Origin of the sequence: Bradyrhizobium sp. DN3 (assembly GCF_041357655.1) — a bacterium.
Classification (GTDB): Bacteria; Pseudomonadota; Alphaproteobacteria; order Rhizobiales; family Xanthobacteraceae; genus Bradyrhizobium.
Genome location: NZ_JAULLN010000006.1, coordinates 16,728 through 41,305, shown reverse-complemented (window position 1 = coordinate 41,305; position 24,578 = coordinate 16,728). Strand labels below are relative to the sequence as shown.

At 65.6% G+C, this 24,578-nt stretch carries 23 protein-coding genes and 1 pseudogene; 11 read left to right on the top strand and 13 right to left on the bottom strand.

From position 1 onward, the window contains the following. Nucleotides 1–114: 114 nt before the first annotated feature. Nucleotides 115–1,053 (bottom strand): SMP-30/gluconolactonase/LRE family protein, encoded by a 939-nt coding sequence (locus AAE027_RS11085; RefSeq protein ID WP_370988049.1) that lies wholly within the window; start codon nt 1,051–1,053, stop codon nt 115–117. Beyond that, nucleotides 1,010–3,075: pseudogene (locus tag AAE027_RS11080) on the bottom strand (PQQ-dependent sugar dehydrogenase). The gene AAE027_RS11085 and the pseudogene AAE027_RS11080 overlap by 44 nt, the downstream one beginning before the upstream one ends. Nucleotides 3,076–3,283: 208 nt before the next feature. Here AAE027_RS11080 and AAE027_RS11075 point away from each other — a divergent pair. Both AAE027_RS11075 and AAE027_RS11070 read left to right on the top strand, forming a co-directional pair. Next, nucleotides 3,284–3,517 (top strand): DUF6894 family protein, encoded by a 234-nt coding sequence (locus tag AAE027_RS11075; protein WP_091884042.1) that lies wholly within the window; start codon nt 3,284–3,286, stop codon nt 3,515–3,517. Nucleotides 3,518–3,526: 9 nt separating this feature from the next. Next, nucleotides 3,527–3,703: a hypothetical protein gene (locus AAE027_RS11070; RefSeq protein ID WP_164934414.1), complete on the top strand. Its 177-nt coding sequence runs from the start codon at nt 3,527–3,529 to the stop codon at nt 3,701–3,703. 133 nt (nt 3,704–3,836) lie between these two features. On the opposite strand, the gene AAE027_RS11065 is transcribed toward AAE027_RS11070, so the two are convergent. Then, on the bottom strand, nt 3,837–4,610 hold the full coding sequence (locus tag AAE027_RS11065) for an enoyl-CoA hydratase-related protein (RefSeq protein ID WP_370988048.1): 774 nt from the start codon (nt 4,608–4,610) through the stop codon (nt 3,837–3,839). Nucleotides 4,611–4,728: 118 nt separating this feature from the next. Here AAE027_RS11065 and AAE027_RS11060 point away from each other — a divergent pair, with 118 nt between their 5' ends. Further along, nucleotides 4,729–6,318: a gamma-glutamyltransferase gene (locus AAE027_RS11060; RefSeq protein ID WP_370988047.1), complete on the top strand. Its 1,590-nt coding sequence runs from the start codon at nt 4,729–4,731 to the stop codon at nt 6,316–6,318. A gap of 154 nt (nt 6,319–6,472) precedes the next feature. Beyond that, nucleotides 6,473–6,700, top strand: coding sequence for a hypothetical protein (locus AAE027_RS11055; protein ID WP_370988046.1), 228 nt, complete (start codon nt 6,473–6,475; stop codon nt 6,698–6,700). Nucleotides 6,701–6,740: 40 nt separating this feature from the next. Here AAE027_RS11055 and AAE027_RS11050 read toward each other — a convergent pair whose 3' ends face one another. Genes AAE027_RS11050 through AAE027_RS11035 form a run of 4 tightly spaced genes read right to left on the bottom strand, consistent with a single transcriptional unit; the run spans nt 6,741 to nt 10,222 of the window. Next, nucleotides 6,741–8,027 carry an NAD(P)/FAD-dependent oxidoreductase gene (locus AAE027_RS11050; protein WP_370988045.1) on the bottom strand — a complete coding sequence of 429 codons (1,287 nt, stop codon included), beginning with the start codon at nt 8,025–8,027 and terminating at the stop codon, nt 6,741–6,743. A 12-nt stretch (nt 8,028–8,039) separates the two neighbouring features. Further along, nucleotides 8,040–8,771, bottom strand: coding sequence for an amino acid ABC transporter ATP-binding protein (locus AAE027_RS11045; protein WP_091884032.1), 732 nt, complete (start codon nt 8,769–8,771; stop codon nt 8,040–8,042). Then, complete coding sequence (locus AAE027_RS11040) at nt 8,768–9,421, bottom strand: amino acid ABC transporter permease (RefSeq protein WP_370988043.1); 654 nt, start codon at nt 9,419–9,421, stop codon at nt 8,768–8,770. Before AAE027_RS11040 ends, AAE027_RS11045 begins: the two co-directional genes overlap by 4 nt. Nucleotides 9,422–9,463: 42 nt before the next feature. Next, a complete protein-coding gene (locus tag AAE027_RS11035; protein WP_370988042.1) occupies nt 9,464–10,222 on the bottom strand; it encodes an ABC transporter substrate-binding protein in 759 nt (252 codons plus the stop codon). A gap of 179 nt (nt 10,223–10,401) precedes the next feature. Here AAE027_RS11035 and AAE027_RS11030 point away from each other — a divergent pair, with 179 nt between their 5' ends. Then, complete coding sequence (locus tag AAE027_RS11030; protein WP_370988041.1) at nt 10,402–11,055, top strand: helix-turn-helix domain-containing protein; 654 nt, start codon at nt 10,402–10,404, stop codon at nt 11,053–11,055. A gap of 170 nt (nt 11,056–11,225) precedes the next feature. On the opposite strand, the gene AAE027_RS11025 is transcribed toward AAE027_RS11030, so the two are convergent. Together AAE027_RS11025 and aptA are read right to left on the bottom strand one after the other, a co-directional pair. Further along, nucleotides 11,226–12,491: a D-amino acid dehydrogenase gene (locus AAE027_RS11025; RefSeq protein WP_370988040.1), complete on the bottom strand. Its 1,266-nt coding sequence runs from the start codon at nt 12,489–12,491 to the stop codon at nt 11,226–11,228. A gap of 69 nt (nt 12,492–12,560) precedes the next feature. After that, complete coding sequence (aptA, locus tag AAE027_RS11020) at nt 12,561–13,889, bottom strand: omega-aminotransferase AptA (RefSeq protein ID WP_370988039.1); 1,329 nt, start codon at nt 13,887–13,889, stop codon at nt 12,561–12,563. A gap of 148 nt (nt 13,890–14,037) precedes the next feature. On the opposite strand from aptA, the gene AAE027_RS11015 reads away from it, so the two are divergent. Next, a complete protein-coding gene (locus AAE027_RS11015; protein ID WP_038972074.1) occupies nt 14,038–14,586 on the top strand; it encodes a cupin domain-containing protein in 549 nt (182 codons plus the stop codon). A gap of 211 nt (nt 14,587–14,797) precedes the next feature. On the opposite strand, the gene AAE027_RS11010 is transcribed toward AAE027_RS11015, so the two are convergent. The 3 genes from AAE027_RS11010 to AAE027_RS11000 are packed head-to-tail and all read right to left on the bottom strand — an operon-like array spanning nt 14,798 to nt 18,601. Then, nucleotides 14,798–17,059, bottom strand: coding sequence for a xanthine dehydrogenase family protein molybdopterin-binding subunit (locus tag AAE027_RS11010; protein WP_370988038.1), 2,262 nt, complete (start codon nt 17,057–17,059; stop codon nt 14,798–14,800). Continuing rightward, a complete protein-coding gene (locus tag AAE027_RS11005; RefSeq protein WP_370988037.1) occupies nt 17,052–18,107 on the bottom strand; it encodes an FAD binding domain-containing protein in 1,056 nt (351 codons plus the stop codon). Before AAE027_RS11005 ends, AAE027_RS11010 begins: the two co-directional genes overlap by 8 nt. Beyond that, nucleotides 18,104–18,601 (bottom strand): (2Fe-2S)-binding protein, encoded by a 498-nt coding sequence (locus tag AAE027_RS11000; protein WP_370988036.1) that lies wholly within the window; start codon nt 18,599–18,601, stop codon nt 18,104–18,106. Before AAE027_RS11000 ends, AAE027_RS11005 begins: the two co-directional genes overlap by 4 nt. A 251-nt stretch (nt 18,602–18,852) precedes the next feature. Here AAE027_RS11000 and AAE027_RS10995 point away from each other — a divergent pair, with 251 nt between their 5' ends. After that, the gene (locus tag AAE027_RS10995; protein ID WP_370988248.1) at nt 18,853–19,494 is read left to right on the top strand and encodes a TetR/AcrR family transcriptional regulator; all 642 of its coding nucleotides are present in this window, start codon (nt 18,853–18,855) and stop codon (nt 19,492–19,494) included. Nucleotides 19,495–19,549: 55 nt separating this feature from the next. On the opposite strand, the gene AAE027_RS10990 is transcribed toward AAE027_RS10995, so the two are convergent. Beyond that, nucleotides 19,550–20,815 carry an MFS transporter gene (locus tag AAE027_RS10990; RefSeq protein ID WP_091883987.1) on the bottom strand — a complete coding sequence of 422 codons (1,266 nt, stop codon included), beginning with the start codon at nt 20,813–20,815 and terminating at the stop codon, nt 19,550–19,552. Between the two features lie 150 nt (nt 20,816–20,965). Here AAE027_RS10990 and AAE027_RS10985 point away from each other — a divergent pair, with 150 nt between their 5' ends. The 4 genes from AAE027_RS10985 (at nt 20,966) to AAE027_RS10970 (ending at nt 24,561) form a co-directional block, all read left to right on the top strand. Next, nucleotides 20,966–21,412, top strand: coding sequence for a hypothetical protein (locus AAE027_RS10985; RefSeq protein ID WP_370988035.1), 447 nt, complete (start codon nt 20,966–20,968; stop codon nt 21,410–21,412). A gap of 79 nt (nt 21,413–21,491) precedes the next feature. Then, nucleotides 21,492–21,776: a hypothetical protein gene (locus tag AAE027_RS10980; protein ID WP_370988034.1), complete on the top strand. Its 285-nt coding sequence runs from the start codon at nt 21,492–21,494 to the stop codon at nt 21,774–21,776. A gap of 9 nt (nt 21,777–21,785) precedes the next feature. After that, the gene (locus AAE027_RS10975) at nt 21,786–23,210 is read left to right on the top strand and encodes a TolC family protein (protein ID WP_370988033.1); all 1,425 of its coding nucleotides are present in this window, start codon (nt 21,786–21,788) and stop codon (nt 23,208–23,210) included. A 13-nt stretch (nt 23,211–23,223) separates the two neighbouring features. Next, nucleotides 23,224–24,561 (top strand): copper oxidase, encoded by a 1,338-nt coding sequence (locus AAE027_RS10970; protein ID WP_370988032.1) that lies wholly within the window; start codon nt 23,224–23,226, stop codon nt 24,559–24,561. Nucleotides 24,562–24,578 lie beyond the last annotated feature (17 nt).

The window sequence follows — 24,578 nt, the reverse complement described above, 5'->3', positions numbered from 1 at the left end:
CGCATGCTCTTTAATGTGCCGCAGAGTCTTGATCTCCGCGGCGGCCAGATGCAAGCAAGAAGAATGCCGCCCTTGTCGCGCTGCCCTGCGCTGAGGGCAGATCGCCCGTGATGCTCAGCAGCGCCCGCGCTGAAGACAGTGCTCGCGGCCCTGCTGGTCGGTGCGGAAGGCCTCGATGAAGCCGCCCTGGCGCTGCGTGACGAAAACGGTCTTGCCGTCGCCGCCGCCGAAGGCGAGGTTGGTCGGCTCCTTGGCCCTCAGCGCGATCTCGCGCTCGACCGCGCCGTTGGGCTTCATCAACGCGATCGTGCCCTTGAGAATGCGCGCCACATACAGCCGACCGGTGACATCGGTGCGCAGGCCGTCGATGGTGTCGGGCTGGAACGACTTGACGAGCTTTGCGTCGACGAGGTCGTTGCCCCGGATGCCATAGGACCAGATCTGGCCGCTGCTGGATTCGCCGACATAGAGCGTCTTGCCGTCAGGACTGAGATCGATGCCGTTGGTGGTGCCCATTGCGCGCGGCGCCGCCATGACCTGCCCCTGCACCGATCCGTCCGCTGCCTTCGCGATGCGCCAGATGTGCCCCTCGCGGCCCTTCCAGTTCGGGTCGCTCGCATAGATCGTTCCGTCGCGGGCGATCGTGATGTCGTTGGGCTGGTTCATCTCGTCGGAGTGAAACCAGAGGGACGGCTCCGTCGCTCCCTTCGGAATCGTGAAGACGTTGTGCTTCTTGTAGTCGGCAATGAACATGGTGCCGTTCCGATCGAAACGGATGGCGTTGCCGACGCTGCCTTCGGGCAGCATCGTGAACGGCTCCGAGGCCGCCCTGCCGGCTGGCAGCCTGCCGATGGTGCCTTGCTTGCCGAGATTGACCACGAAGAGATTGCCGTCGAGGTCGGCGGCAGGCCCTTCGATGCCGAAGGTGTATTCGCCAGACGGCGTCACCTGTGCGCTTTCGAACAGCTTGGTCCCGGCAGCAGCCGGCAGCGTCGCGACGAGCAAAATACTACTGCACAGGCACCAGAAATTCCTGCCGGATGTAATAGCCATCGTCGTCGGTGCACTCGCCGTTCAGATAGGGATCGGCCGGCCGGAAGAATCGGCCGAAGCCGGGTTTGTCTACAGCGCTCCTTTGTGTCACGACCACGACCTTGGCGGCCGGTATTTCGCCGCATTCCTTGTTGGTCTTGCCGAAGAACTTGCGCTGCGGCGGACCGGGCTTGATCCGCATCCGCGTGCCCGGAACCATTTTCGCAACGAGCAGGTCCGCAGTGTCGAGCAGCCGCGTGTAACCCGGCTCGCTCTTCGGCAGGCCCTCGCCGCCCGGCGGCATCAGCTTCTCCGCACCGAGACCGCGCAGCCGCGTGCGCAGCTTGCCGGCGTCGGGATCGCCCGGATAGATCCAGCCGTCCTGCGACAGCATGAAGCGGAGCACCGTCGAATCCTTCTCTGCGTCCGATTGTCCTGGTTTCAGGCCGAAATCCGAGTGGCAGCCGACGCAATGCTTCTCGACGAGGCCCTTGCGCAGCGTCGTGAGTCGGACGCTGTTCTGCGCGTCTCTGGCGACGAACGCCGCGAGCTGGTCGATCATCGCCTGGCTGCGGATGTCGCAGGGTAGCGGCGCCGGCGCGTCGCCCGCGGCGCGATCGATGCGGATCACGGTCTTGTTCTTGTCCTCGACCAGCCAGATCGCGCCATCCTCCGCCACCGTCATGCCGACCGGGGCGCCTTGCGGCCGCGCGCCGTTGACGCGGTGCCAGCCTGAAATCAGCTCCTCGAACGGCGCGGCGGCGACTTCGCCGGCATCGGTCAGGAAGCTGCGGGTCGGGTCTGCGGCGCAGCTGACGTGATAGTGCACCGGCGCCGGGACAGGCTTGGGGAAGCCGTGGTCGTCGACGTCATAGATGAGGACGCGGCTGCCGGTCGGGCGATAGCCGTGCAGACCGACCAGCAGCTTACCCTCCAGCTCCGGGAATCTTGTGCCGTGATAATAGAGCATCGCGAGCGGCGCACCGTGCGGCGGCATCAGCGAGAGCGGCGGCTTGTAGAGCGCGTTGGCGGTGCAGAGCGATTTATAAATGCCGGACTGCAGCACGCCCCTGAATTCCGGGCTCGGCGTCGACACATCGTAACAATAGGGCCAGCCATAGTGCCTGCCCTGCTCGATCGCGTTGATCTCCTCGTTGGGCTTGATGATGTCTGGCAGGTCGCGGCCGTTCTCGCCTTGCAGGAGGGCGTAGCCGGCATCGGGAAAGCTCGGATGCAGCGCCAGCGCCATCGAATTGCGCAAGCCCCGCGCATAGACGGTGTGCGGCGGATCCGGATCGTTCGGCTTCAGCGCCGGGAAGACGCCACCCGCTGGCGGCGTGTACAGCCAGATCGATGCCATCGCGGACGCGCCCTCGGCGGCCGCGCAAGGCTTCGTGATCGGTGCCGGCGTGATGCAGTCGTCGCTGTGCGAGCCGATGTTGACGAACAGCCGCCCGTTCCTGTCAAAGACGAACTGCTTGAGCGGATGCGCGCTTTCGTCGAGCCTGGTGCCGTCGGGCAGACTGATCCGCCGGCCGGAATGATGGTCTCGACCGTGCCGCGCGGATTGTCCGCAAGCGGATCGAACCGGAAGATCGTCTCTGCGGTCGAGGCATAGAGCTTCCTGCCGGGGCCGATCACCAGGCCGAACGGATACTCGACCCCGGTCAGCAATTCCTTCAACCGTTGGCCTGGGGGCGCATGCGGATCGAGCAGCAGCAGCCGTCCGTCGGTATGGCCCCAGCCGCCCATGTCGGCCACCACGAACAGGTCGCGGCCCGGCACCTGGATGATCGCGCGCGGGAATTTCAGGCGGTCGTCCTCGCTGGCGACGAGGCCGGCGCAAAAGCCTGCCTTCATGTCGATCTGGATTCTGGGAAAAGCGAGATCGCCGCTGCCGCAGACGTCCGTGCCGATCGCATAGCCGCCTCGCCTGACGAGCTCGGATGATGCCCCGGGGGCAAGACCAAGCAGGAGCGCGGCGAAGGCGACTGCCCACGCGCGCAGGCTCCGGCCTTCCCTGCAGATTGTGAGATGTTTCACTGCCGCCCTCCCCCGACTTTTGTCGGAGGTTGTTCCATGCCGCCGAAGCGCGGTCCAGCTGATCATCACCCGCCTGTGATTAAACCTGTAACGACCTCGGAGGCGACCAATCTCCGTAAATTCCCTTACCGGGTTCGACCCGAATGTTTCGCGAATGCCTCGGGTGGTATCAGTTTGCCATCCCAATCGCTCCCTACAGGAGGCGTATATGGTCCAGGTCTATTTTCACTGCTCCAATACCGAGGGCACACTGATCGATCGCTACGGCGCCGCCGTCTCCAATCTCACCGAGGCCCGCGACCGCGCCGCCCAGATCATGCGGTCGATGATCCTGACGCCGAGCAACGAGGATTGGCGCGACTGGGTGATCCATGTCAGCGACGACGATGGCGAGGAGATTTTCGATCTCCCCTTCACGGCCATGCTCGGCAAGCCGCATTGAGGTGATGCCATGCTGCTCGCTCCCTTGACCCTGCTCCGCCACCCCCTGAGCTTCGTCGCCACCAAATGGCAGACCTTGATGAGGGTCGCAGGCGATCCTTACCGCCCCGAGCTTCACTACATGCGCGGGCCCGGCCCGAAATGGCGCGCCAAGTATCAGGCCAGCCGGCTGACCCGCCCACTCTGAGCGCTCCGGCTCGTCGCTTTCCCATTGATCTCCGTCGTCATGGCCGGGCTTGTCCCGGCCATGACGTTCTTGGAGAAGACGTGGATGCCCGGGATAGCGCGGGAATGACGAGCTACGGGAAGCGGTCCCTGCCTCATCGCCCTGTAAACCTCGCCTTGCGCTTCTCGACAAAGGCATTGCGGCCTTCGATGGCGTCGGCGCTCTTGCGGATCGTGGCCTGAAGCTCGATCTCGCGGCGAAACTGCGCCTCGTAGGTCGCATGCTCGCTCTCCTCGACGAGCGCGCGCGTTGCGACCAAAGCGCGCGTCGGGCCATCGGCCAGGCGGCGCGCCAGGATGAGCGCCTCCTCCATCAGCTTCGCATCATCGACCACCTGCCGGACCAGGCCGATCTCATGGGCGCGTTCGGCCGATAGCGGCTCGTTCAGCAGCATCAATTCGAGCGCGCGCTGGCGACCAATCAGGCGCGGCAGCAGCCAGGTCGAGCCGAGATCGGGCACCAGAGCGATGCGGCTGAACACCTGGATGAAGCTCGCCGACCGCGCCGCAACAATGATGTCGCCGGCCATGGCGAGGCTGAAGCCACCGCCGGCCGCGACGCCGTTGACGGCAACGACCACGGGTACGCGGCACTCGCGCAACGCCCTAAAAGTGGGCCAGTAGAATCGCATCACGCCGGCCGCGATGTCCTCCCCGAGCGCTCCCGATGCTTTCAAATTCTGTCCTGAGCAAAATCCGCGCCCGGCGCCGGTGAGGATCAGGGCGCGAATGCCTTCATCCCGCGTCATCTCGGCGACGGCAGCGGCCAGTGCGCCGAGCAGGTCCGGCGTCATCGCGTTCAGGCTGGTCGGTTCGTCGAGGGTCAAGATCCCGACCGCGCCATCCCGCGCCTGTTTCACACCAGCCATGTCGCGCCTCCCTTTCGATGTTCTCGTTGGCGGCAATGTGCCATTGTCTGCGAGCTTCGCCAATTGCGGAGCCTCGAAGTCAACGCAGCAAAGCCACGACAAACATCAAGACGACAACATGCCTCACCAGTTCAGTCGCGCCCAACAGATCCGCAAACCCGCAGTCAGAACCAAGGGCGGCATCGTCGCCGCGCAATCGCGCCGGGCCGCCGAGGTCGGCGCAGAGGTGCTGGCGGCAGGCGGCGACTGCGTCGACGCCATCGTCGCGACGACGTTTGCGCTGAACGTGCTGGAGCCCTGGATGAGCGGCATGGGCGGCGGCGGCGCGATGGTGCTCTACCGCGCCAAGGACAATCGCTACGAGGTGATCGACTACGGCATGTGCGCGCCGCAGAGCCTGCGCGTAACCGATTATCCGATCACGGGCGAAGGCGCGGCCTCCGACCTGTTCCCCTGGCCGCGGGTGAAGGACGATCGCAACATTCACGGGCCCGGCTCGATCGCGGTGCCCGGCGTCGTCGCCGGCATGGAGGAAGCGCATCGCCGCCACGCCAGGATGCCTTGGAAAGATCTGGTCGCGCCCGCCGCGACAATCGCGGGCGAAGGCTTGCTGGTCGACTGGTGGACGACGCTGATGATCGCGAGCACGGCCGCCGACCTCAGGCGCTATCCCGCCAGCGCGGAGATATTCCTGAAGGACGGTCTGCCGCCGAATGCGCCCTGGGGCATCAAGGCCGAGACGCGGCTGCCTCAGGACAAGCTGAAGGCGACGCTGGCCCATCTCGCCGCGGCCGGCCCGCGCGATTTCTATGAGGGCGATCTCGCCAAGAGCATCGCCTCCGACATCAAGGCCGATGGCGGTTCGCTGTCTGTGGAGGATCTCGCCGCGTTCCGCAGCCACCTGCGCGAGCCGCTGGCGATCCCCTATCGCGGCGGCAAGGTGTTTGCGACGCCGGAGCTCACGGCTGGGCCGACGATGGCGCATGCGCTACGCCTGTTGCAGCAGAACCTGAAGCCGGGCACCGCGCCGGATGCGGCCGCCTACGCTGAATACGCGCTCGCTTTGCAATCGGCCTACCGCCAGCGGCTGGGCGACATGGGCGATGCCGACGGCAAGCGCTCGCTTGGGGCGGAATATCTCGCGCCGGCCTGCACCACGCATTTCTCCGTGGTCGACCGGCACGGCAACATGGCCGCGGTGACGCAGACGCTGCTCTCCACCTTCGGCTCGAAATATGTGACGCCGCACAGTGGCATCCCCATGAACAACGGCATCATGTGGTTCGATCCGACGCCTGGCACCACCAACTCGCTCGCCTCCGGCAAGCGCTGTCTGACCAACTACACGCCCGTCATCGCCGAGACGAAGGACGGCAAGCGCCTCGCGGTCGGCGCCTCCGGCGGCCGCCGTATCCTGCCGGCGGTGATGCAGCTCGTGTCCTTTGCGATGGATTTCGGCATGGACCTCGATGCCGCCATCCACCAGCCGCGCATCGACGCCAGCGAAGGCGCGGTCGTGATCGGCGATGCCCGCCTGCCGGCGGAGGCACGCAATACGCTGGCGGCGCGGTTCGACTATGAGGAGACGCAGGTGCAGGCACTGCCGATGAAGTTTGCTTGCCCGAGCGTGGTGATGCGCGAGGGCGAGACCAATTCGGGCGCGGTCGAGATTTTCCAACCGTGGGCCGAAGCGGTGGTGGAAGGCTGAGCGCACGGATCGATGCGAGCTTGTGCCAACGTTCGTTGAGCCGTCGCGCCATTGCCATCTCCGCGAGCGTCATGACTCCTCCACATTCGCAGGGAACTTACCTGCCCACCGTTCGTTCAGTGAACGGACAAATGCGCTCGCCCCAGTGGAGGACATGATGAAGAAACTTGCGCTCGCCGCGTCGCTGATCGTTGCGGCCGGCCTCACATTTGCCAGCCCTGCGCTGGCCAAGGGTGGGCATGGACATGGGCACGGCTACGGTCGTGGCCACGCGATGGGCTATCATTACCATGGCACGCCGCCGGGATGGTACCACGGGCGCAAGGTCGGCTGGCGCGGCATGGGCTGCCCGCCCGGCCTGTGGAAACAGGGCCGCTGCTGAACATCGGATCGAGCAAGGCGCTGCCTCGGCAGCGCCTTTTCTATATCCCCAGCCGATCTCTCACCCGCCCCGCGATCACCGCTGTAGTCACCCCGATCGGCCAGAACGCGTGCATCGGCATCGGCTTGATGCCCGTTATCGGCATATCGATCTCCACCTTCGGCCCGCCGATCAGCCGGCGCGCCAGCTGCGCGCCCATCGCGGTGGAGAGCGCAACGCCGCGGCCATTGCAGCCGAGCGAGATCAGGATGTTCTCCGCGGGCTCATGCACATGCGGATAATGATCCACGGTAATCGCGAGCCGGCTGTTCCAGCCATGCGTCCAGGCGACGCCCTTGAGCTGCGGCCATAGCCGCTCGGCGTAGCGCATGAGGTAGGCGACGTCGTTCGGCGACTTGATCCAGCGCATCGGGCCGCGGCCGCCCATCAACAGGCGGTTGTGCTGATCGATGCGGTAATAGACCGTGATGTGGCCGCTCTCGTAGAGCACGGGACGCGTCGGCATGATCGCGCGCGCAACCGCGTCCGAGAGCGGCGCGGTGGCGGCGATCGAGGAAAACACCGGCACGATGGTGCGGCGAAGTGCCGGCCAGAGATCGTCGGTGAAGCCGTTGGTGGCGAGCAGGACTTTTTCGGCATGCACGATCGCGCGCGGCGTCTCGATGCGCCAACGCGTGCCCTCGCGGCGCAGCGACAGCGCCGGCGTCTCGCCAAAAACCTTCGCACCGGCGGAGATCGCGGCGCGCGCGAGGCCACGGGCGTAGCTGAGGGGATGCAGATCGCCACCGCGCGTGTCCAGCATGGCGCCGATATAGCGGTCGGTGCCGGTCATCTCGCGCAACTGCTCGCGATTCAAGAATGACACCGGCATGCCGCGGCGGATGCATTGCTGCGCGGTGTTTTCGATCGCGGCGGCGCTGGCCTCGTTATAGGCCGCGCGCAGCGTGCCGTTCTGCCGTGCCTCGCAGGGAATCTGGTAACGGCGGATCAATTCGTGGGTGAAGTTGGTGGTGCCGTAGGAGAAGTCGATCATGCGGCGGCCGAGATCTGCGCCGAAATCGGCCTCGATCTGATCGGGATCGTGCTTCAGTCCGGGATTGGTGTGGCCGCCATTGTTGCCGGACGCGCCCCAGCCGGGCTCCTGCGCCTCCAGCACCAGCGCCTCGACACCCTGCTCGGCCAGATGCAGCGCGGTGGACAGGCCGGTGTAGCCGCCGCCGACGATCGCGATGGAGACGGTCTTGTCGACGTCGAGCGGCGGCGTGGCGACCGGCGCGACGGCGGTGTCGGCGTAGACAGAGGGCGGCAGAGACAGGCGCGTGGTCATGGCGAAGACCGATTAGAGCGGATGCAACACGCGGCGCAGAAAATCCTGCGTGCGCGGATGCTGGGGTTGATTGAGCAGCGCCTTGGCTGGCCCCTGCTCGACAATGACGCCGCCGTCGATGAACAGCACGCGATCGGCGACGTCGCGGGCAAAGCCCATCTCGTGGGTGACGACGACCATGGTCATGCCGTCGTCGGCGAGCTTGCGCATCACGCCGAGGACGTCGCCGACCAGTTCAGGGTCGAGCGCCGAGGTCGGCTCGTCGAACAGGATCGCCTTCGGTTGCATGGCGAGCGCCCGCGCGATCGCAACGCGCTGCTGCTGGCCGCCGGAGAGTTGCGGCGGATGCGCATCGGCCTTCTCGGCGAGCCCGACCTGGGCGAGCAGCGCGCGGCCGCGCTCCAGCGCCTGCGCACGCGGCTCCTTCTTTACATAGAGCGGTCCCTCAACGACGTTCTCCAGCGCCGTACGATGCGGAAACAGATTGAAGCGCTGAAACACCATCGAGACCTGGGTGCGGATGTTCACGATCGACGGTGCATCGCGATCGACCTTCAACCCCTCGACGCTGATCTCGCCGCGGTCATAGCTCTCCAGCCCGTTGATGCAACGCAGGATGGTGGACTTGCCGGAGCCGGAGGGGCCGATGATGCAGACCACTTCGCCCTTTTGCACCGACGCATCGATGCCCTTGAGCACCTCGACCTTGCCAAAGCTCTTGTGGACGTCGTTCAGCTCGATCATCGCTTGCCGGCCCGCTTCTCGAAATGACGAACGAGCAGGATCAGCGGGATGCTCATGGTGAGGTACATCAGCGCAACAAGGGTGAACACGCTGGTGTTCTTGAAGGTCGAGGACGCGATCAATTTGCCTTGCAGAGCGAGCTCGGCGACCGTGATGGTCGAGGCCTGCGAGGAATCCTTCAGCATCATGATCATGACGTTGCCGTAAGGAGGCAGCACGATGCGGACGGCCTGCGGCAGCACCACGCGGCGCATGGTGAGCCACCAGCCCATGCCGATCGTCTGCGCCGCCTCGATCTGGCCCTTGTCGATCGCCTCGATGCCGGCGCGGAAATTTTCCGCCTGATAGGCCGAATAGGCGATGCCGAGCCCAAGAATCGCGGCCTGCAACGCCGACAGCGTGACGCCGAGATCGGGCATCACGAAATAGAGGTAGAACAACAGCACGATGATCGGGATGCCCCGGATCATGTTGATCAGGCTGGCGCTGAGCATCGACAGCATCTTGATGCCGGAGACCCGCATCATCGCCCAGACGAGGCCGAGCACCGTCGAGAGCAGCAGCGAGCCGACCGTGACGATGATCGTCAGCGCGACGCCGTTCAACAGGATCGGGAAGAACTCGACGGCGTCGCGCCAGAAGCCTTTCATCGGGCAGCTTTCAACCGGTCTCTATTGATCTGACTTTGACGATCAACCTTGCGCCTTCAAGCCCCATTTATCGAGGATCTTGGCGATGGTGCCGTTGGCCTTGAGCTTCGCGAGCGAAGCGTTGATCTTGCCCAGCAGCGCGGTCTCGCCCTTGCGCACGCCAATGCCGACCGAGCCGACGGTGACGGGCTTGTAGCCGTCGACCAGACGCACTTCGGGGAAGCCGCCCTGCTTCAGATTGTAGGCGAGGATCGGATAGTCGGCGTAACCAGCCTTGAGGCGGCCGGTGTTCACGTCGCGCAGGATGTCGGGGATGGTGTCGTAGGCCTTGACCTCGGCGAACAGGCCGGACTTCTTCAGCGCATCGACGAAGGCGGTGCCGACCTGGGCACCGACCGTCTCGCCCTTCAGGTCGTCCTGCGTGGCATAGGCCTTGGTGTCGCTCTTCGGCACGACGAGACCTTCGCCGTAGGTGTAGATCGGGTCGGAGAAGTCGACGACTTCCTTCCGCGGCGGCGTGATGAACATCGCGGCGGCGATGATGTCGATCTTGCTCGAGGTCAGCGACGGGATCAGCGCCGAGAACTGCATCGGTTCGATCTGCACGTTGAAGCCGGCGTCCTTGCCGATCTCGGTGACGAGATCGACCATGATGCCCTGAATGGTGTTGGTCTTGGTGTCGAGGAAAGTGAAGGGAATGCCCGTCGGCGTCGAGCCGACTTTCAGCACCTGTTGCGCCGAAGCCGGCACCACGGCTGCAATTGCCAATGCCGCGATCGCGGCCAGACCAAAACGCTTCATCGCATCCCCCTTTGGGCCTGGCCGATGGCGGCGCTCGCGCGTGTCGTGATCAGACGTTGCGGGCCAGACCGTTTCGGCCTATTTTCACCAATATGAAAATTTGGTCATACTTTCGCGGATCGCGCAAGCGGTTTTCATGCACATGAAGAAAGCGATCTGACGTGAGCGGTGGCAAAAGAATGCGCAAACCGGCCGCGAGGCCGGCGAAGAAGCTGAAGGCCAAAGCCAGGACCAAGGCTGTCACCAAACCCGCAGAGCCCGCAATGGACGTCGCGGTCGGCCGCCGCATCAGGGATCTCCGGCGCGTCAGGCAGTTTTCGCTGGAAACGGTCGCGGCGCGCACGGAGCTGTCGATCGGCTTCCTCAGCCAGATCGAGCGCGGCCTGTCATCACCCTCGCTGCGTGTGCTGGCGACGCTCGCCGACGTGTTCGGCGTCGGCATCGCCGCGCTGTTCGGCGCGAGCCCGAGCGCTGACGGCGGATCCAACCAGGTCGTGACGCGTGGGCTTGAGCGCCCCGAGCTGAAGCTCTGGCGCACCGGCGTATCCAAGCAATTGCTGAGCCCGGCGAGCGCCGACAACAAGCTCAATCTGTTCCTGGTGCATCTGGAGCCCGGCGGCTCCACCGGCGACGAGCTCTACACCCATGACGGCGAAGAGGCCGGCCTCGTGCTCGAAGGTGAGATGATGCTGACGGTGGACAGCGAAACGTGGTCGCTGAAGAGCGGTGACAGTTTTAGGTTTGCGAGCCGGCGGCCGCACCGGTTTTCCAATCCGGCGCAGGATGCCAGGGCGGTGGTGCTCTGGGTGAATTGCATGACGGGGGCGGGGTAGCGCTCTTCGCGACGGAAACAATGCCAGCGCCGTTATCCTGAGGCGCGAATCATGAGGCGCAACGCCTCCACCGCGTCATTGCGAGGAGCCCTTGCGACGAAGCAATCCAGACTGTTTCCGCGGACGGATACTTTGCTTCGCTGCGCTCGCAATGACGGGCGGACAGTGCCTTACCCAAACCGGTGCTTGTACCGGTCCACCGCCAGCGCGCTCACGTCGATGTCCGGCTTCTTGCCCGACAGCATGTCCGCGAGCACGCGCCCCGAACCGCAGGACATGGTCCAGCCGAGCGTGCCATGGCCGGTGTTGAGGTGGAGATTGGCGTATGGCGTCGGGCCGATCACGGGTGGGCCGTCCGGCGTCATCGGACGCAGGCCGCTCCAGAACGTCGCCTTGGCGAGATCGCCGCCGCGCGGGAACAGGTCGGTCAGCGAGTGATCGAGCGTGGCGCGGCGGGCGTCGTACAGCTTGCTGGAATAGCCGGAGATTTCGGCGGTGCCGCCGACGCGGATACGGTTGCCGAGGCGGGTGATCGCGACCTTGTAGCTCTCGTCCATCACGGTCGATTCCGGCGCGCCGGAGGCGTCCTTGATCGGCACCGTGATCGAATAGCCCTTCACCGGATAGACCGGCAGCGAGATGCCGAGCGGCGCGACGAGCCGTGACGACCAGCTTCCGAGCGCAAGGACGTAAGCGTCTGCCTGTAACAGGCCGGCACTGGTCACAACGCCGCTGACACGCGCGCCGTCGGTGACGATGCGGTCGATGCCTGTGTTGAACATGAAGCGCACGCCGAGCGCCTGGGCATGCTTGGCCAGCGCCCGCGTGAACATGTGGCAGTCGCCGGTCTCATCCTGCGGCAGGCGAAGCCCGCCGACGAACTTCTCCTTCACGCCTGATAGCGCCGGCTCGACCGCGATGCAGCCCTCGCGACTCAGCACCTCGAAAGGCACGCCGTACTGCTTGAGCACGGCGATATCCTCGGCCGTGCCGTCGAGCTGCGCCTGATAGCGGAACAGCTGGAGCGTTCCTTTCAAGCGCTCGTCATATTGAATGCCGATGTCGCGGCGCAGATCGCGCAAGGAATCGCGGCTGTATTCCGCGATCGGGATCATCCGGCTCTTGTTGACCGCGTAGCGCGCGCTGGTGCAATTGCGCAGCATCTTGAGCAGCCAGACCCACATCACCGGATCCAACTTCGGCCGGATCACCAGCGGGCCGTGCTTCATCAACAGCCATTTGATCGCCTTCACCGGCACGCCGGGGCCGGCCCAGGGCGAGGAATAGCCTGGCGACACCTCGCCGGCGTTGGCAAACGAGGTCTCCAGTGCCGGTTCCGGCTGGCGGTCGACGACCGTCACCTCATGACCGGCACGTGCGAGGTAGTAGGCAGAGGTGACACCGATGACACCGCTGCCGAGGATCAAGACTTTCACGCTTCGTCAAACTCCCGCGGCATCACGCGCCGCTGCAAGAAGAAACTCCGTGAACCGCGGGAGCAATTATCAGGCCACCTTCTTGATGGCGTTGCCGAGGATCGAGACCATCTGGTCGATATGGCTCTTCTCGACGATGAGCGGAGGCGACATCGCGAAGCTGTCGCCGCTCATGCGCAGGTAGAGGCCGGTGTTGAAGCAGTCGACCATGACGTCGTAGCCGCGGGCACCGACGACACCGTCGCGCGGCGCCAGCTCCACCGCACCCATCAGGCCGCAATTGCGGATGTCGACGACGTTCGGCAGGCCCTTCAGCGAATGCAGCGCATCGCGCCAATATTCGGCGATTGACGCACCGCGCGTGAGCAGGCCTTCATCCTTGTAGATGTCGAGCGTCGCGATGCCGGCGGCGCAGGCGGTCGGATGCGCCGAATAGGTGTAGCCGTGGAACAGCTCCATCTGGTTCTCCGGGCCGACCATCAGGCCGTCATGCACCTTGCGGCTAGCAAACACCGCGCCGCAGGGAATGGTGCCGTTGGTGATGCCCTTGGCCGTCGTCATCAGATCCGGCGTGACGCCGAAGAAGTTGGCGGCGAACGGCGTGCCGAGGCGGCCGAAACCGGTGATGACCTCGTCGAAGATCAGGAGGATGCCGTGCTTGTCGCAGATCTCGCGCAGGCGCTGGAGATAGCCCTTCGGCGGCGGCAGCACCGCGGTCGAGCCCGGCACCGGCTCGACGATGACGGCAGCGATGGTCTCGGCGCCGTGCAGGGCCACCAGACGCTCGAGATCGTCGGCGAGTTCGGCGCCGTGCTCGGGCTGGTCCTTGGCGAAGGCGTTACGGGTGAGATCGTGGGTGTGGCGGATGTGGTCGACGCCCGGCAGCAGGGTCGCGAAGGCGCGGCGATTGGCGACCATGCCGCCGACCGAGGTGCCGCCGAAGCCGACGCCGTGATAGCCGCGCTCGCGGCCGATCAGGCGGGTGCGGCTGGCCTGGCCGTTGGCGCGGTGATAGGCGAGCGCGATCTTCAGCGCGGTGTCGACCGATTCGGAGCCGGAGTTGGTGAAGAAGACGCGATCGAGGCCCTTCGGCGCGATCTCGGCGAGCCGCTCGGCGAAGTCGAACGCCAGCGGATGGCCCATCTGGAACGACGGTGCGAAGTCCAGCGTCATGAGCTGGCGCTCGACCGCAGCAGCAATCTGCTTGCGGCCGTGACCGGCATTGACGCACCACAGGCCCGCGGAGCCGTCGATCACCTTGCGGCCGTCGACAGTGGTGTAGTGCATCCCCTCAGCGGATGAGAACAGGCGCGGCGCCTTCTTGAACTGCCGGTTGGCCGTGAACGGCATCCAGAACGAGTCGGTCTTGATAGTGTTCGGAATCTGATGAAGGGTCACGGCCGCGCTCCTTTGCTGACCTGTTAGCAGAGCCACGGCTGATAAAGCGCAACAAGTCCTTTTCTGATCAGCTGCAAGCCATTGATTTCACTGGGGCTGCCGGTCCATATTTGCGCGATCCGCAACACCTGCAACACAGGACCAAGGCATGAGCGTCGACATCGGTGGACGGCTGCGATTCATCAGGGCGCGCCACAAGCTGTCGCAGCGTGAGCTGGCAAAGCGAGCCGGCGTCACCAATTCGACGATCTCGCTGATCGAATCCAACCAGATGAACCCGTCGGTCGGCGCGCTCAAGCGCATTCTCGACGGCATCCCGATGGGGCTCGCCGAGTTCTTCGCGCTGGAGCCGGAGAGCCGGCGCAAGATCTTCTACCGCGCCGAGGAACTCACCGAGGTCGGCAAGAAGCCGATCTCCTACCAGCAAGTCGGCGACAATCTGTTCGGCCGCAGCCTGCAGATCCTGAAGGAGCGTTACGAGCCCGGCAGTGACACCGGGCGCGTCCACCTCGTCCATGACGGTGAGGAAGGCGGTATCGTGATCTCGGGAAAGCTCGAGGTCACCGTCGAGGACGAGCGCCGCATCCTCAATCCGGGCGATGCCTATTATTTCGAGAGCCGCCGCCCGCATCGCTTCCGCTGCGTCGGCGGCAAGCCGTGCGAAGTGATCTCGGCCTGCACGCCGCCGACGTTCTGAAGCGAGCGCGCGTCGGCCCGCCAGCCTTCTTGCGCTAACTCAAGGAATTTGGTCCCGCTCGAATTCTCAGCGCGCTTGAGCCACCTCAATGTCCGCTGGCCGAACCTGGGCTAACTGTCATCACGTAGCCGAGCAGCCTCGCGCAAAAGGTGCTGAGGTTATGGCCCCGGACTCCTAGGCACTCCGGGGCCGCTTTGTTCCGGGACGGCAGCTAGAGCTGCGTCAACAACTCCTCGATCCGGATCGGAAAGCGGCGGACACGCACGCCGGTCGCATGCCAGACCGCGTTGGCGACCGCGCCGGCGCTGCCGGTGATGCCGATCTCGCCGACGCCCTTGATGCCGAGCGCATTGACGTGGGGGTCATGCTCCTCGACCGTGATCACGTCGAGCGGCGGCACATCGGCATTCACGGGGATGTGGTACTCGCCGAGATTGGCATTCATGATCCGGCCGCTGCGGCGGTCGGTGATGGCCTCCTCGTGCAGCGCGAAGGACAGACCCCAGATCATGCCGCCGAACAGCTGGCTCTGCACCATCCGCGGATTGACGATGCGTCCCGCCGCGAAGGCGCCAACCATGCGGGTGACCCGGACCTGGCCGAGCTCGGGATCGACCTTCACCTCCGCGAACACCGCGCCGTGGGCGTGCATCGCGTATTCCTCCATCGCCGCGGGGTTCGGCGCGCCGGTGCCGCGCGCCTCGACCTCGGAGACGCCAGCGCGTGCCAGGATCTCGACATAGCTCTCGCCGAGGCTCTGGTCATCGCGTCGAAACAGCTTTCCGTCGCGCGCGACCACGCCGGCATTGCCGGCGCCGAACAGCGGCGAGCGCTCGTCATTGGTTGCGAGATCGGCGAGCTTTGCAATCACGGCCGCGCCGGCGCTGTGGATCGCCGCACCGGCGGTTGCCGTGTGCGCCGAGCCGCCGGCGATGCCCGCGTCGGGCAGGTCGGACGTGCCGGCCTTGAACGTGATGCGGTCCATATCGAGACCAACGGCATCGGCGGCAATCTGCGCCAATGCCGTCCAGGCGCCCTGCCCCATGTCATGCGCGCCGATCTCCATCACGCCCGAGCCGTCGCGGCGGATCACCGCGCGCGCCTCGGCCTGGAACATCAGCGCCGGGAAGGTCGCGGTGCCCATGCCCCAGCCGACCAGCAGGCCGGCATCGTCGCGCATCTGCCGTGGCTGGAGCGAGCGCTTCGCCCAGCCGAAGCGCGCCGCGCCCTGCTCGTAGCAGGCGCGCAGCGCTTTCGAGGAGAAGGGCTTGCCGGTGATCGGCTCCACCTCGGCGTAGTTCTTCAGGCGAAAGGCGAGCGGATCCATGCCGCAGGCCCAGGCCATCTCGTCGATCGCACTTTCGAGCGCGATCGATCCGGTCGCCTCGCCGGGCGCGCGCATGAACAACGGCGTGCCGGTGTTGACGCGCACGGCGTCATGCGAGGTGCGGATTGCAGGGGCCGCATACAGCGAGTGCGAGGCGCCGGCCGCGGGCTCGTAGAAATCGTCAAACGTACTCGACACAGTGCGGGCATGATGATCGAGCGCGGTCAGACGCCCCTCGCCGTCGGCGCCGATGCGCAGCCGCTGGCGCGTCGGCGCGCGATGGCCGACCGGGCCGTACATCTGCTCACGGCGCAACACGAGCTTGACCGGCCTGCCGACCAGCTTGGCAGCCATGATGCCGAGCGTCGGCGGGCCGGCCATCAGCCCCTTGGAGCCGAAGCCGCCACCGAGGAACGGGCTGCGGATGTGGATCTTGTCGTGCGCGATGCCGAACAACTCGGCGATACGCGCCAGCGACATCATCAAACCCTGGGTCGGCATGTCGACCGACAATTTATCGCCGTCCCAGCTGGCGACGATCGCATGCGGCTCCATCGCGTTGTGATATTGCGGCGGTGTCTCGTAGACCGCGTCGATCTGCTTCTCGGCAGAGGCAAGGCCCGCCTCGACATCGCCGTGGTAATGCGCCGCGGGGTTGCCGACACCGACGACCGGCGGCACGAAACTTTCGCCGGCATCGAGACCAATCAGCGCCGGCAGCGTCTCGTAGCGCGGCGCCAGCAGCGCCGCGCCTTCCGTTGCGGCCTCCAGCGTCTCCGCGATCACGACGGCGATCGGCTGGTTGGCGTAGCGGACCTCATTGCTCTGCAACACCTCCATCCGGAACACGAACGGATTGGTCTTGATCTCGGGGTCAACCGCGAGCTGCGGCTTGTGGTCCGGCGTCATGACGTCGACCACGCCGGGATGGCGCTTGGCGGCATCGATATTCAGCGAGGCCACACGGCCGCGCGAAATGCTGGCGATGGCCATCACCGCAAACAGCATGCCGGGCGGATGATTGTCGGCGGCATAGATCGCCTGCCCCTTGACCTTGAGGATGCCGTCACGGCGGGTCAGCGGCTGGCCGATGTTCGAGCCGTGGCGCAGATGGGCGGGCGCACTGGTCAGGTTGAGCTCAGGCATGGATGGCTCCGGAGGTCGAGGCAAAGGGAGAGGCCGGCAGCGCCGGCAGGCGCGCCGGCGTACCGGCTGCGGCCAGCGTCAACGCGCGCACGAGAATGCGGTGCGCGAGCTCGATCTTGTAAGCATTGTCACCGGACGGCCTTGCATCGGTGAGCGCACGGCTGGCGGCTTCCTGGAAAGCGCCGGCCGTGGGCGCGACGTTCCTGAGAACATCCTCCGCGTCGCGCGCACGCCAGGGCTTTGCCGCGACGCCGCCAAGCGCGAGCCGCGCCTCCGCGATCTTGCCGCTCTCGATCCGCAATGCGGCCGCAGCCGATACCACGGCAAAGGCATAGGACGTACGTTCGCGAACCTTGAGGTAGCGCGCATGCGCGGCAAAGCCGCGCGCCGCAGGCGGCAGGCGCACCGCCGTGATGAGGTCGCCGCGCTCGAGCGCCGACTCGCGCTCCGGAGTATTGCCGGGCAGGCGGTGCAGCTCGTCGAGCGCGATCTCGCGCCGGCCGTCCCTGCCCTCGATCTCGACGACGGCGTCGAGTGCGACCAGCGGCACGCAGAAATCGGACGGATGCGTGGCGGTGCAGTTCTCGCTCCAGCCGAGCACGGCATGGCTGCGGTTCTCGCCCTCACGCGCATCGCAACCGCTGCCGGCCTCGCGCTTGTTGCAGCGGCTGGCGGTATCGGAGAAATAGGCGCAGCGCGTCCGTTGCAACAGATTGCCGCCGACCGTCGCGGCATTGCGCAGTTGTGCGGATGCGCCCGACAGCAGCGCTTCGGCGACCGCGGGATACGATTTGGCGAATTCGACATCATGAGCGAGATCGGCGTTGCTGACGAGCGCGCCGATGCGCAACGAACCGTCGGCGAGCCGCTCGATCCCGTCGAGTCCATCGAGATGCGTGACGTCGACGAGACGATCCGGACGGCTGACCCCGCCCTTCATCAGATCGAGCAGATTGGTGCCGGCAGCGAGATAGACGGCGCCCGGCTGGGCCGCGGCGGCAACGGCCTCGGCGACTGTGGCGGGCCTGACATAATCGAACGGTTTCATGCGAAGCGCCTCCGATTGGATTCGTCCATGCGTCCTTGCGCCTCGAGCACGGCATCGACGATGCCGGCATAGGCGCCGCAGCGGCAGAGATTGCCGCTCATGCATTCGCGGACGCGTTCGGGATCGTTGCCGGCCTGGCCCTCGCGCATCATGCCGATCGCGCTCATGATCTGGCCGGGCGTGCAGAAGCCGCACTGAAAGCCGTCATGGGCGATGAAGGCGGCCTGCACCGGATGAAGCTGGTCGCCGCGTGCGACGCCCTCGATGGTGAGGATGTCGGCACCGTCATGGCTGATGGCGAGCGCGAGACAGGAGTTGATGCGCTTGCCGTCGACGAGAATGGTGCAGGCGCCGCACTGGCCCCGGTCGCATCCTTTCTTGGTTCCGGTCAGATGGAGGCGCTCACGCAGGAGATCGAGCAACGTGACGCGCGGATCGTCGAGGACGAATTCGCGCCGCGCACCGTTCACGGTGAGGCTGATGGAGTGGTTCATACAAGGCTCCGATCAGAAATGGACATGACTAGTCGTGCAGCGCGCCACCGCCGTGGCCGCTGTCGAATAGCGCCGCCCGACCACAATCCGAGCCGGCACATCCACGAAGATACGGAGGCACCCTCCGCTTAACAAGGGCCGGCGGAAAAATATTGGAATTCGTCAAAACCCCGTGCGCCACCAACGCGATGCAGCCAGCCAAGGGTTCAACATGGGTTCAATCTAACCAATTCGTGATCTACATTGCCGACATGGACGACCACACCGACCAGACCCGAAAGCCCCGCGCCGATGCCGTGCGCAATCGCGAGCGCGTGCTCGAAGCCGCGAAAACCGTGTTCAGCGCCGGCGGCCCCGAGGCCAGCCTCGAGGCCGTGGCGAAACGCGCCGGTGTCGGCATCGGCACGCTCTACCGGCATTTCCCGACACGCGAGGATTTGTTCGAGGCGGTCTACCGCCGCGAGGTCGAGCAGCTCAGCGAGCTCGCCGAACAGCTGAAGAATGCAAAGGACCCGGTGGATGCGCTGCGGCGATGGCTGCGCTCCAACGTCGAATTCGTCGCCACCAAGAAAGGCATGTCGGCTGCACTGGCGCTGACGTTCCAGAGCTCATCGGAGCTCGCGGCGTTCTCGATGGACCGGTTGACCAAGGCGATCGGCTCACTGCTCGATCGCGCGGTCGCAGCCGGCCAGATGCGCGGCGATGTCAGTCCCGAGGACCTGCTGCGCGCATTTTTCGGGATGTGCTACATGCACGATCAGCCGGGGTGGCAGGCCTCGGTGCTGCGCCTGCTCGACGTGTTCGTGGACGGGCTGCGGGTGCAGCCCGTCACGAAAGCCAAGCCGCGCGCCGTCGCCAAACCTGCGAAGCCCATCGCGAAGCGCAAGCGATAGCCGGCGGCGGCCAGAAGATCACCGGAAGCTCGCTGCTGAAAGCTGGACGGGAGGCCTAAGTCGCAAAGCCCGGGCCGGTCTTCGTCGCGTTCATCCGCGAGCGGATCAGCAGCAATACGACGATGCCGATGTTCAGCGCGTTCCACGCCACGCCGTTGGCGAACGCCGCGGCATACGAGCCGGTGGCATCGAAGATGACGCCCGATACCCAGCCGCCGAAGGACATGCCGAACACGGACGCAAAGATCACGATGCCGACGCGCGTTGCGGCTTCGCTCGCCGGCATCGCCTCGCGCACGATGATGGCATAGCTCGGCACGATGCCGCCCTGGAACAGACCGAACATCGCCGAGATCAGATAGAGCGAGGTGAGGCTGTCGAAGAACAAATAGAACACCAGCGCAAAGCCCTGCGCCAGCGATCCCACCAGCAGCGTGCGGATGCCGCCGATCTTGTCGGCGAGATAGCCCGACCCGATCCGGCTGACGATGCCGCAGCCCATCATCAAGGACAGCATCTCGGCGCCACGCGCGACGCCATAACCGAGATCGCCGCAATAGGCGACGATATGCACCTGCGGCATCGCCATGGCGACGCAGCAGGAAATGCTGGCGATCGAGAGCAGCACCGTCAGCGTGTTGGTCGACAGCTTGAGATCGACCCGCGGCGGCGGTGCATTGGCATGGTCGCGGATATGGTCGTCGCCCATCTGCGCGCGCAGGACGAGGACCAGAAGTGCCATCGTGCTCGCGCAGACGAGGCCGATGCCGATATGGGTGTAGCGCCAGCCGGCGGTCTGCGTGCCCCAGCTCACGATCGGCGGCCACATCGTGCCGGCGACATAATTGCCGCTGGCGACGATGGTCACGGCAAGTCCGCGATAGCGCTCGAACCAATGCGAGGCTTCCGCCATCAGCGGCGCGAAAGTCGCGGAGGTGCCGAGCCCGATCAGGAAATACGCCGCCACGAACTGCCAGAGTTGCGTCGACAGCCCCGCGAGCACGTTGGCGATGCCGAGAAAGGCGATGCTGATCGCCATCGCCAGCACGATGCCGAACCGGTCGGTGATCTTGCCGGCGATCACGCCGCCCAGCCCGAAACCGAACATCATCAGCGTGAAGGCCAGCGACACCGCGCCGCGTGTGGCACCGAATTCCGCCTGCACCACGGGAATGACGACCACGACCGCCCACATGCCGACGGCGCCGATCGAGCCGATCAGGAGCGCAATGACCAGCCGCATCCAGGCCTGACGCGAATCAGGGGTGAATGAAGCCGGAGTTTGTCCTGGATGATTTGGCGCGTGCACGGAACGGACCATGTTCGCTGATTGGCACATGGTCAAGCATCGTGGCGCGATATTGGGCATGCGCGGTGCACTGCGGTAAGAAGGAGCTTGGCGAACGCGGGTTTTGCCACTAGTTTGCAATCAGCGTGTGCAACATTGCCGCGCGGGGAACATGTCGGCGGAATGCTGTTGCGATTGACACGATCGATGCGGATCAGGGTGGGGCGCCTCGTTGTCCTCGCCTATCTGTTTTGCGTGCTCGCGCCGGCAGCAGCGCTTGCCTGGGGCAGCGGTCCGGCACCGTGTCTTGCGGACGAGGCCCCGCTCGCCGATCTCGCGCCGGCGCACCACCAGATGCATGCAAGCCATCAGCATGGCGCTCCCTCGCATGACCACGCGGGAGCGCATGCGCATCACCAGACCGCTGCGCAGGACGCGCCCGCTCCGCATCATCATGACGGCAAGGGCACGGCCGGACCGTGCTGCGGGATGATGTGCGTGAGCGCGCTGCCGGCCGATCTGCCCAGCGTCGCCAAGCCGCTTCAGCCCATCTCCGCCTGCGCGCCCGAGATCGTGGCCAGCCTGCACAGCGCGACGCCGCCCCTGCACTACCGCCCTCCCATCGCCTGATCTGACGCGACGACGTCAGGCCGAGCGCGCGTCTGCGCGCGCGAACCTGTGGTCTCTACGGACAGATCAGGGATGAATCATGTTGACGCTTTCCGGGGCGAAGTCCGCCGCCGCATCCGCGGCGTGTGGACGATACTTTCTATTTAGTTGGTCGCTGCTGACCGTGATTGCGCTGGCGTTGGCCGGCTGCATGCCGGCAACGACACACATCGCTGCCGCGGATCCTGCCGATCCCGCGGCCAAGGTGACGCCGACCATCTATCGTTCGACGATCGCGCCCTACAGCAGCCTGCGGCCGGCGACGCCGGCACCATGGCGCGAGCGCAACGAGAATGTCGCGCCGCAGCCGAAGCAAGACCGGTAGGAGCGCGCCATGGCACATCATTTCGCGCGAAGCCTGCTCCTTCTCGCCGCGCTCAATCTGTCTGGCTGCGCCGCGTTCTCGCCCGACAGCGGCATGACCACAGTCTCGGAGCTGACGAGCCAGAGCATCAACAAGGACGTCGCCTTCGTGCGAACGACTGAGGGAGAGGGCGCAGTTGACGGGCGCGTGCGCCAGCTGCTGTCGCGGACATTGACCGCAGACACGGCCGTGCAGATCGCGCTGCTCAACAACAAGGGGCTGCAGGCGGCCTATAACGAGCTGGCACTCGCCGAGACCGATCTGGTCGAACAGAGCCTGCCGCCCAATCCTGTGTTCTCGATCTCGCGGATCTCAGGCAATGGCGCCAGCGAGATCGAGCGCCAGGTGGTGGGTGACATCCTCGCGCTCGCCACCCTGCCGTTCCGCTCCGACATCGCCCGCGATCGTTTTCGCCAGGCCCAATTGCGCGCGGCACTGGCAACATTGCGGCTCGCCGCCGACGTCCGCCGCGCTTATTGGCGCGCCGTTGCCGGCAACGAGATGGTGGTGCTGCTGACGGACGCGAAGGCGACGGCGGAATCGACCGCGCAGCTCGCGGTCAAGCTCGGCGAGACCGGCTCGCTCAACAAGCTCGACCAGGCGCGCGAGCAGGTGTTTTACGCCGAGACCACCGCCGACCTCGCCACCGCACGGCAGACGGCAGCGAGCGCACGCGAGAGGCTCGCACGCCTGCTGGGGCTGTGGGACGGCGGCCTCGACTTCCGTCTGCCGAACGCGTTGCCGCCGCTGCCGCGCCGGCCGCACACGTTGCCTTCGATCGAGGCCGATGCGGTGGCCCATCGCATTGACCTTCAGATCGCGCGGCTGGAGCTGACGGCGCTGGCGAAATCGCTGCACCTCACCGAGGCGACGCGCTTCGTCACCCTGCTCGATCTCGCCGGCATCTCCCGCCGCACGCAGGATCCGGAAGGTGCGCCGTTCCGCGAGCGCGGCTTCGACGTCCAGTTCCAGATCCCGATCTTCGACGGCGGCGAGGTGCGCGTGCGCCAAGCGGCGGAGACCTACAATTTCGCCTTCAACCGCCTGACCGAGCGCGCCGTCAACGTCCGTTCGGAGGCACGCGACGCTTATCGCATCTATCGCTCCACTTACGACATCGCCAGCCACTACCAGCGCGAGATCATCCCTTTGCGAAAGATCATCACGGAGGAGATGCAGCTGCGCTTCTCCAGCATGCAGGTCGATATCTTCGCGCTACTGACCGAGGCACGGCAGCGCCTGGCGTCGCTGCGCGGCGCCATCGATGCCAAGCAGCGCTTCTTCCTCGCGCAGTCCGACTTGCAGACCGTCGTCAATGGCGGCGGCTCGCCTGCGGCCGGCAGCGACAATCCAACCACCATCGCCGCGGCAGCGCCTGCCGATGGCGGCCACTGACATGGAGGCCGACATGTTTTCCCGCCGAGGATTTTTAGGCACAGCCGCGCTTGCCAGCGCCTCAGCCATCAGCGGCCGCGTCCAGGCCGCATCGATTCCAGAGGCCCCGCACATGGACAAGGTGGTGATGCAGCCGCCGCTGCATCCGAGCAGCGGTCCGGACTACCGGCCCGTGGTCACGCTGAACGGCTGGTCGCTGCCGTTCCGCATGAACGGCGACTGGAAGGAATTCCATCTCGTCGCCGAGCCCGTGGTGCGGGAGTTCGCCGAAGGCATGAAGGTGAATCTGTGGGGTTACAACGGCCAGTCGCCGGGCCCGACCATCGAGGCGGTGGAGGGCGACAAGGTCCGCATCTTCGTAACGAACAGACTGCCCGAATACACCACCGTGCACTGGCACGGCATGATCATTCCGAGCGGCATGGACGGCGTCGGCGGGCTGACGCAGCCGCACATCCAGCCAGGAATAACCTTCGTCTACGAATTCGAGATGAAGAAGAGCGGGACCTTCATGTACCACCCGCACTCCGACGAGATGGTGCAGATGGCGATGGGCATGATGGGCATGGTCGTCGTGCATCCGCGCGATCAAAACTTCCGGCCCGTCGACCGCGACTTCGTCTTCGTGATGAGCACCTATCGCGTCGATCCCGGCACCTATCTCCCCCTGGTCAATGAGATGACCGACTTCAATATGTGGACCTGGAACGCGCGGGTGTTTCCCGGCATCGATCCGCTGCCGGTGCGGCTCGGCGACAAGGTGCGCGTGCGCATCGGCAATCTCAGCATGACCAACCATCCGATCCATCTGCACGGCCACAGCTTTGCGGTGACCTGCACCGACGGTGGCTGGATTCCGGAGAGCGCGCAATATCCGGAGACAACGACCGACGTGCCGGTCGGCGCGGTGCGCGTGTTCGACGTGCTCGCCGACAATCCCGGTGACTGGGCGTTCCACTGCCACAAGTCGCACCACACCATGAATGCGATGGGGCACGAGGTGCGCAATCTGATCGGGGTGTCGCGCAAGGACCTCGCCAAGGCCGTCGGCAAGCTCGCGCCCGACAGCATGGCGATGGGCTCGACCGGCATGGCGATGGGCAACATGGAGATGCCCGCGCCCGACAACACGCTGCCGATGATGACCGGCACCGGCCAGTTCGGGCCGATCGAGATGGGCGGCATGTTCACCGTGATGAAGATCCGCGAGGACCTCGCGCGCGACGATTACCGCGATCCCGGACCTTACAAGTTCCCGCAAGGCACCGTCGCCTACGAAGTCACGGCACCGGCCACAGAGCCGGCACGGCAAAAACCGGGCAGCCCGCCGATGAAAAACATGAAGATGTGAGCGTTTCGATGAACCAC

Excerpts from the sequence above, each read along its gene's own strand:
- AAE027_RS11085 (WP_370988049.1), bottom strand. The coding sequence starts at position 1,053 with ATGGCTATTACATCCGGCAGGAATTTCTGGTGCCTGTGCAGTAGTATT.
- AAE027_RS11075 (WP_091884042.1), top strand. The coding sequence starts at position 3,284 with ATGGTCCAGGTCTATTTTCACTGCTCCAATACCGAGGGCACACTGATC.
- AAE027_RS11070 (WP_164934414.1), top strand. The coding sequence starts at position 3,527 with ATGCTGCTCGCTCCCTTGACCCTGCTCCGCCACCCCCTGAGCTTCGTC.
- AAE027_RS11065 (WP_370988048.1), bottom strand. The coding sequence starts at position 4,610 with ATGGCTGGTGTGAAACAGGCGCGGGATGGCGCGGTCGGGATCTTGACC.
- AAE027_RS11060 (WP_370988047.1), top strand. The coding sequence starts at position 4,729 with ATGCCTCACCAGTTCAGTCGCGCCCAACAGATCCGCAAACCCGCAGTC.
- AAE027_RS11055 (WP_370988046.1), top strand. The coding sequence starts at position 6,473 with ATGATGAAGAAACTTGCGCTCGCCGCGTCGCTGATCGTTGCGGCCGGC.
- AAE027_RS11050 (WP_370988045.1), bottom strand. The coding sequence starts at position 8,027 with ATGACCACGCGCCTGTCTCTGCCGCCCTCTGTCTACGCCGACACCGCC.
- AAE027_RS11045 (WP_091884032.1), bottom strand. The coding sequence starts at position 8,771 with ATGATCGAGCTGAACGACGTCCACAAGAGCTTTGGCAAGGTCGAGGTG.
- AAE027_RS11040 (WP_370988043.1), bottom strand. The coding sequence starts at position 9,421 with ATGAAAGGCTTCTGGCGCGACGCCGTCGAGTTCTTCCCGATCCTGTTG.
- AAE027_RS11035 (WP_370988042.1), bottom strand. The coding sequence starts at position 10,222 with ATGAAGCGTTTTGGTCTGGCCGCGATCGCGGCATTGGCAATTGCAGCC.
- AAE027_RS11030 (WP_370988041.1), top strand. The coding sequence starts at position 10,402 with ATGCGCAAACCGGCCGCGAGGCCGGCGAAGAAGCTGAAGGCCAAAGCC.
- AAE027_RS11015 (WP_038972074.1), top strand. The coding sequence starts at position 14,038 with ATGAGCGTCGACATCGGTGGACGGCTGCGATTCATCAGGGCGCGCCAC.
- AAE027_RS11010 (WP_370988038.1), bottom strand. The coding sequence starts at position 17,059 with ATGCCTGAGCTCAACCTGACCAGTGCGCCCGCCCATCTGCGCCACGGC.
- AAE027_RS11005 (WP_370988037.1), bottom strand. The coding sequence starts at position 18,107 with ATGAAACCGTTCGATTATGTCAGGCCCGCCACAGTCGCCGAGGCCGTT.
- AAE027_RS11000 (WP_370988036.1), bottom strand. The coding sequence starts at position 18,601 with ATGAACCACTCCATCAGCCTCACCGTGAACGGTGCGCGGCGCGAATTC.
- AAE027_RS10995 (WP_370988248.1), top strand. The coding sequence starts at position 18,853 with ATGGACGACCACACCGACCAGACCCGAAAGCCCCGCGCCGATGCCGTG.
- AAE027_RS10990 (WP_091883987.1), bottom strand. The coding sequence starts at position 20,815 with ATGGTCCGTTCCGTGCACGCGCCAAATCATCCAGGACAAACTCCGGCT.
- AAE027_RS10985 (WP_370988035.1), top strand. The coding sequence starts at position 20,966 with ATGCTGTTGCGATTGACACGATCGATGCGGATCAGGGTGGGGCGCCTC.
- AAE027_RS10980 (WP_370988034.1), top strand. The coding sequence starts at position 21,492 with ATGTTGACGCTTTCCGGGGCGAAGTCCGCCGCCGCATCCGCGGCGTGT.
- AAE027_RS10975 (WP_370988033.1), top strand. The coding sequence starts at position 21,786 with ATGGCACATCATTTCGCGCGAAGCCTGCTCCTTCTCGCCGCGCTCAAT.
- AAE027_RS10970 (WP_370988032.1), top strand. The coding sequence starts at position 23,224 with ATGTTTTCCCGCCGAGGATTTTTAGGCACAGCCGCGCTTGCCAGCGCC.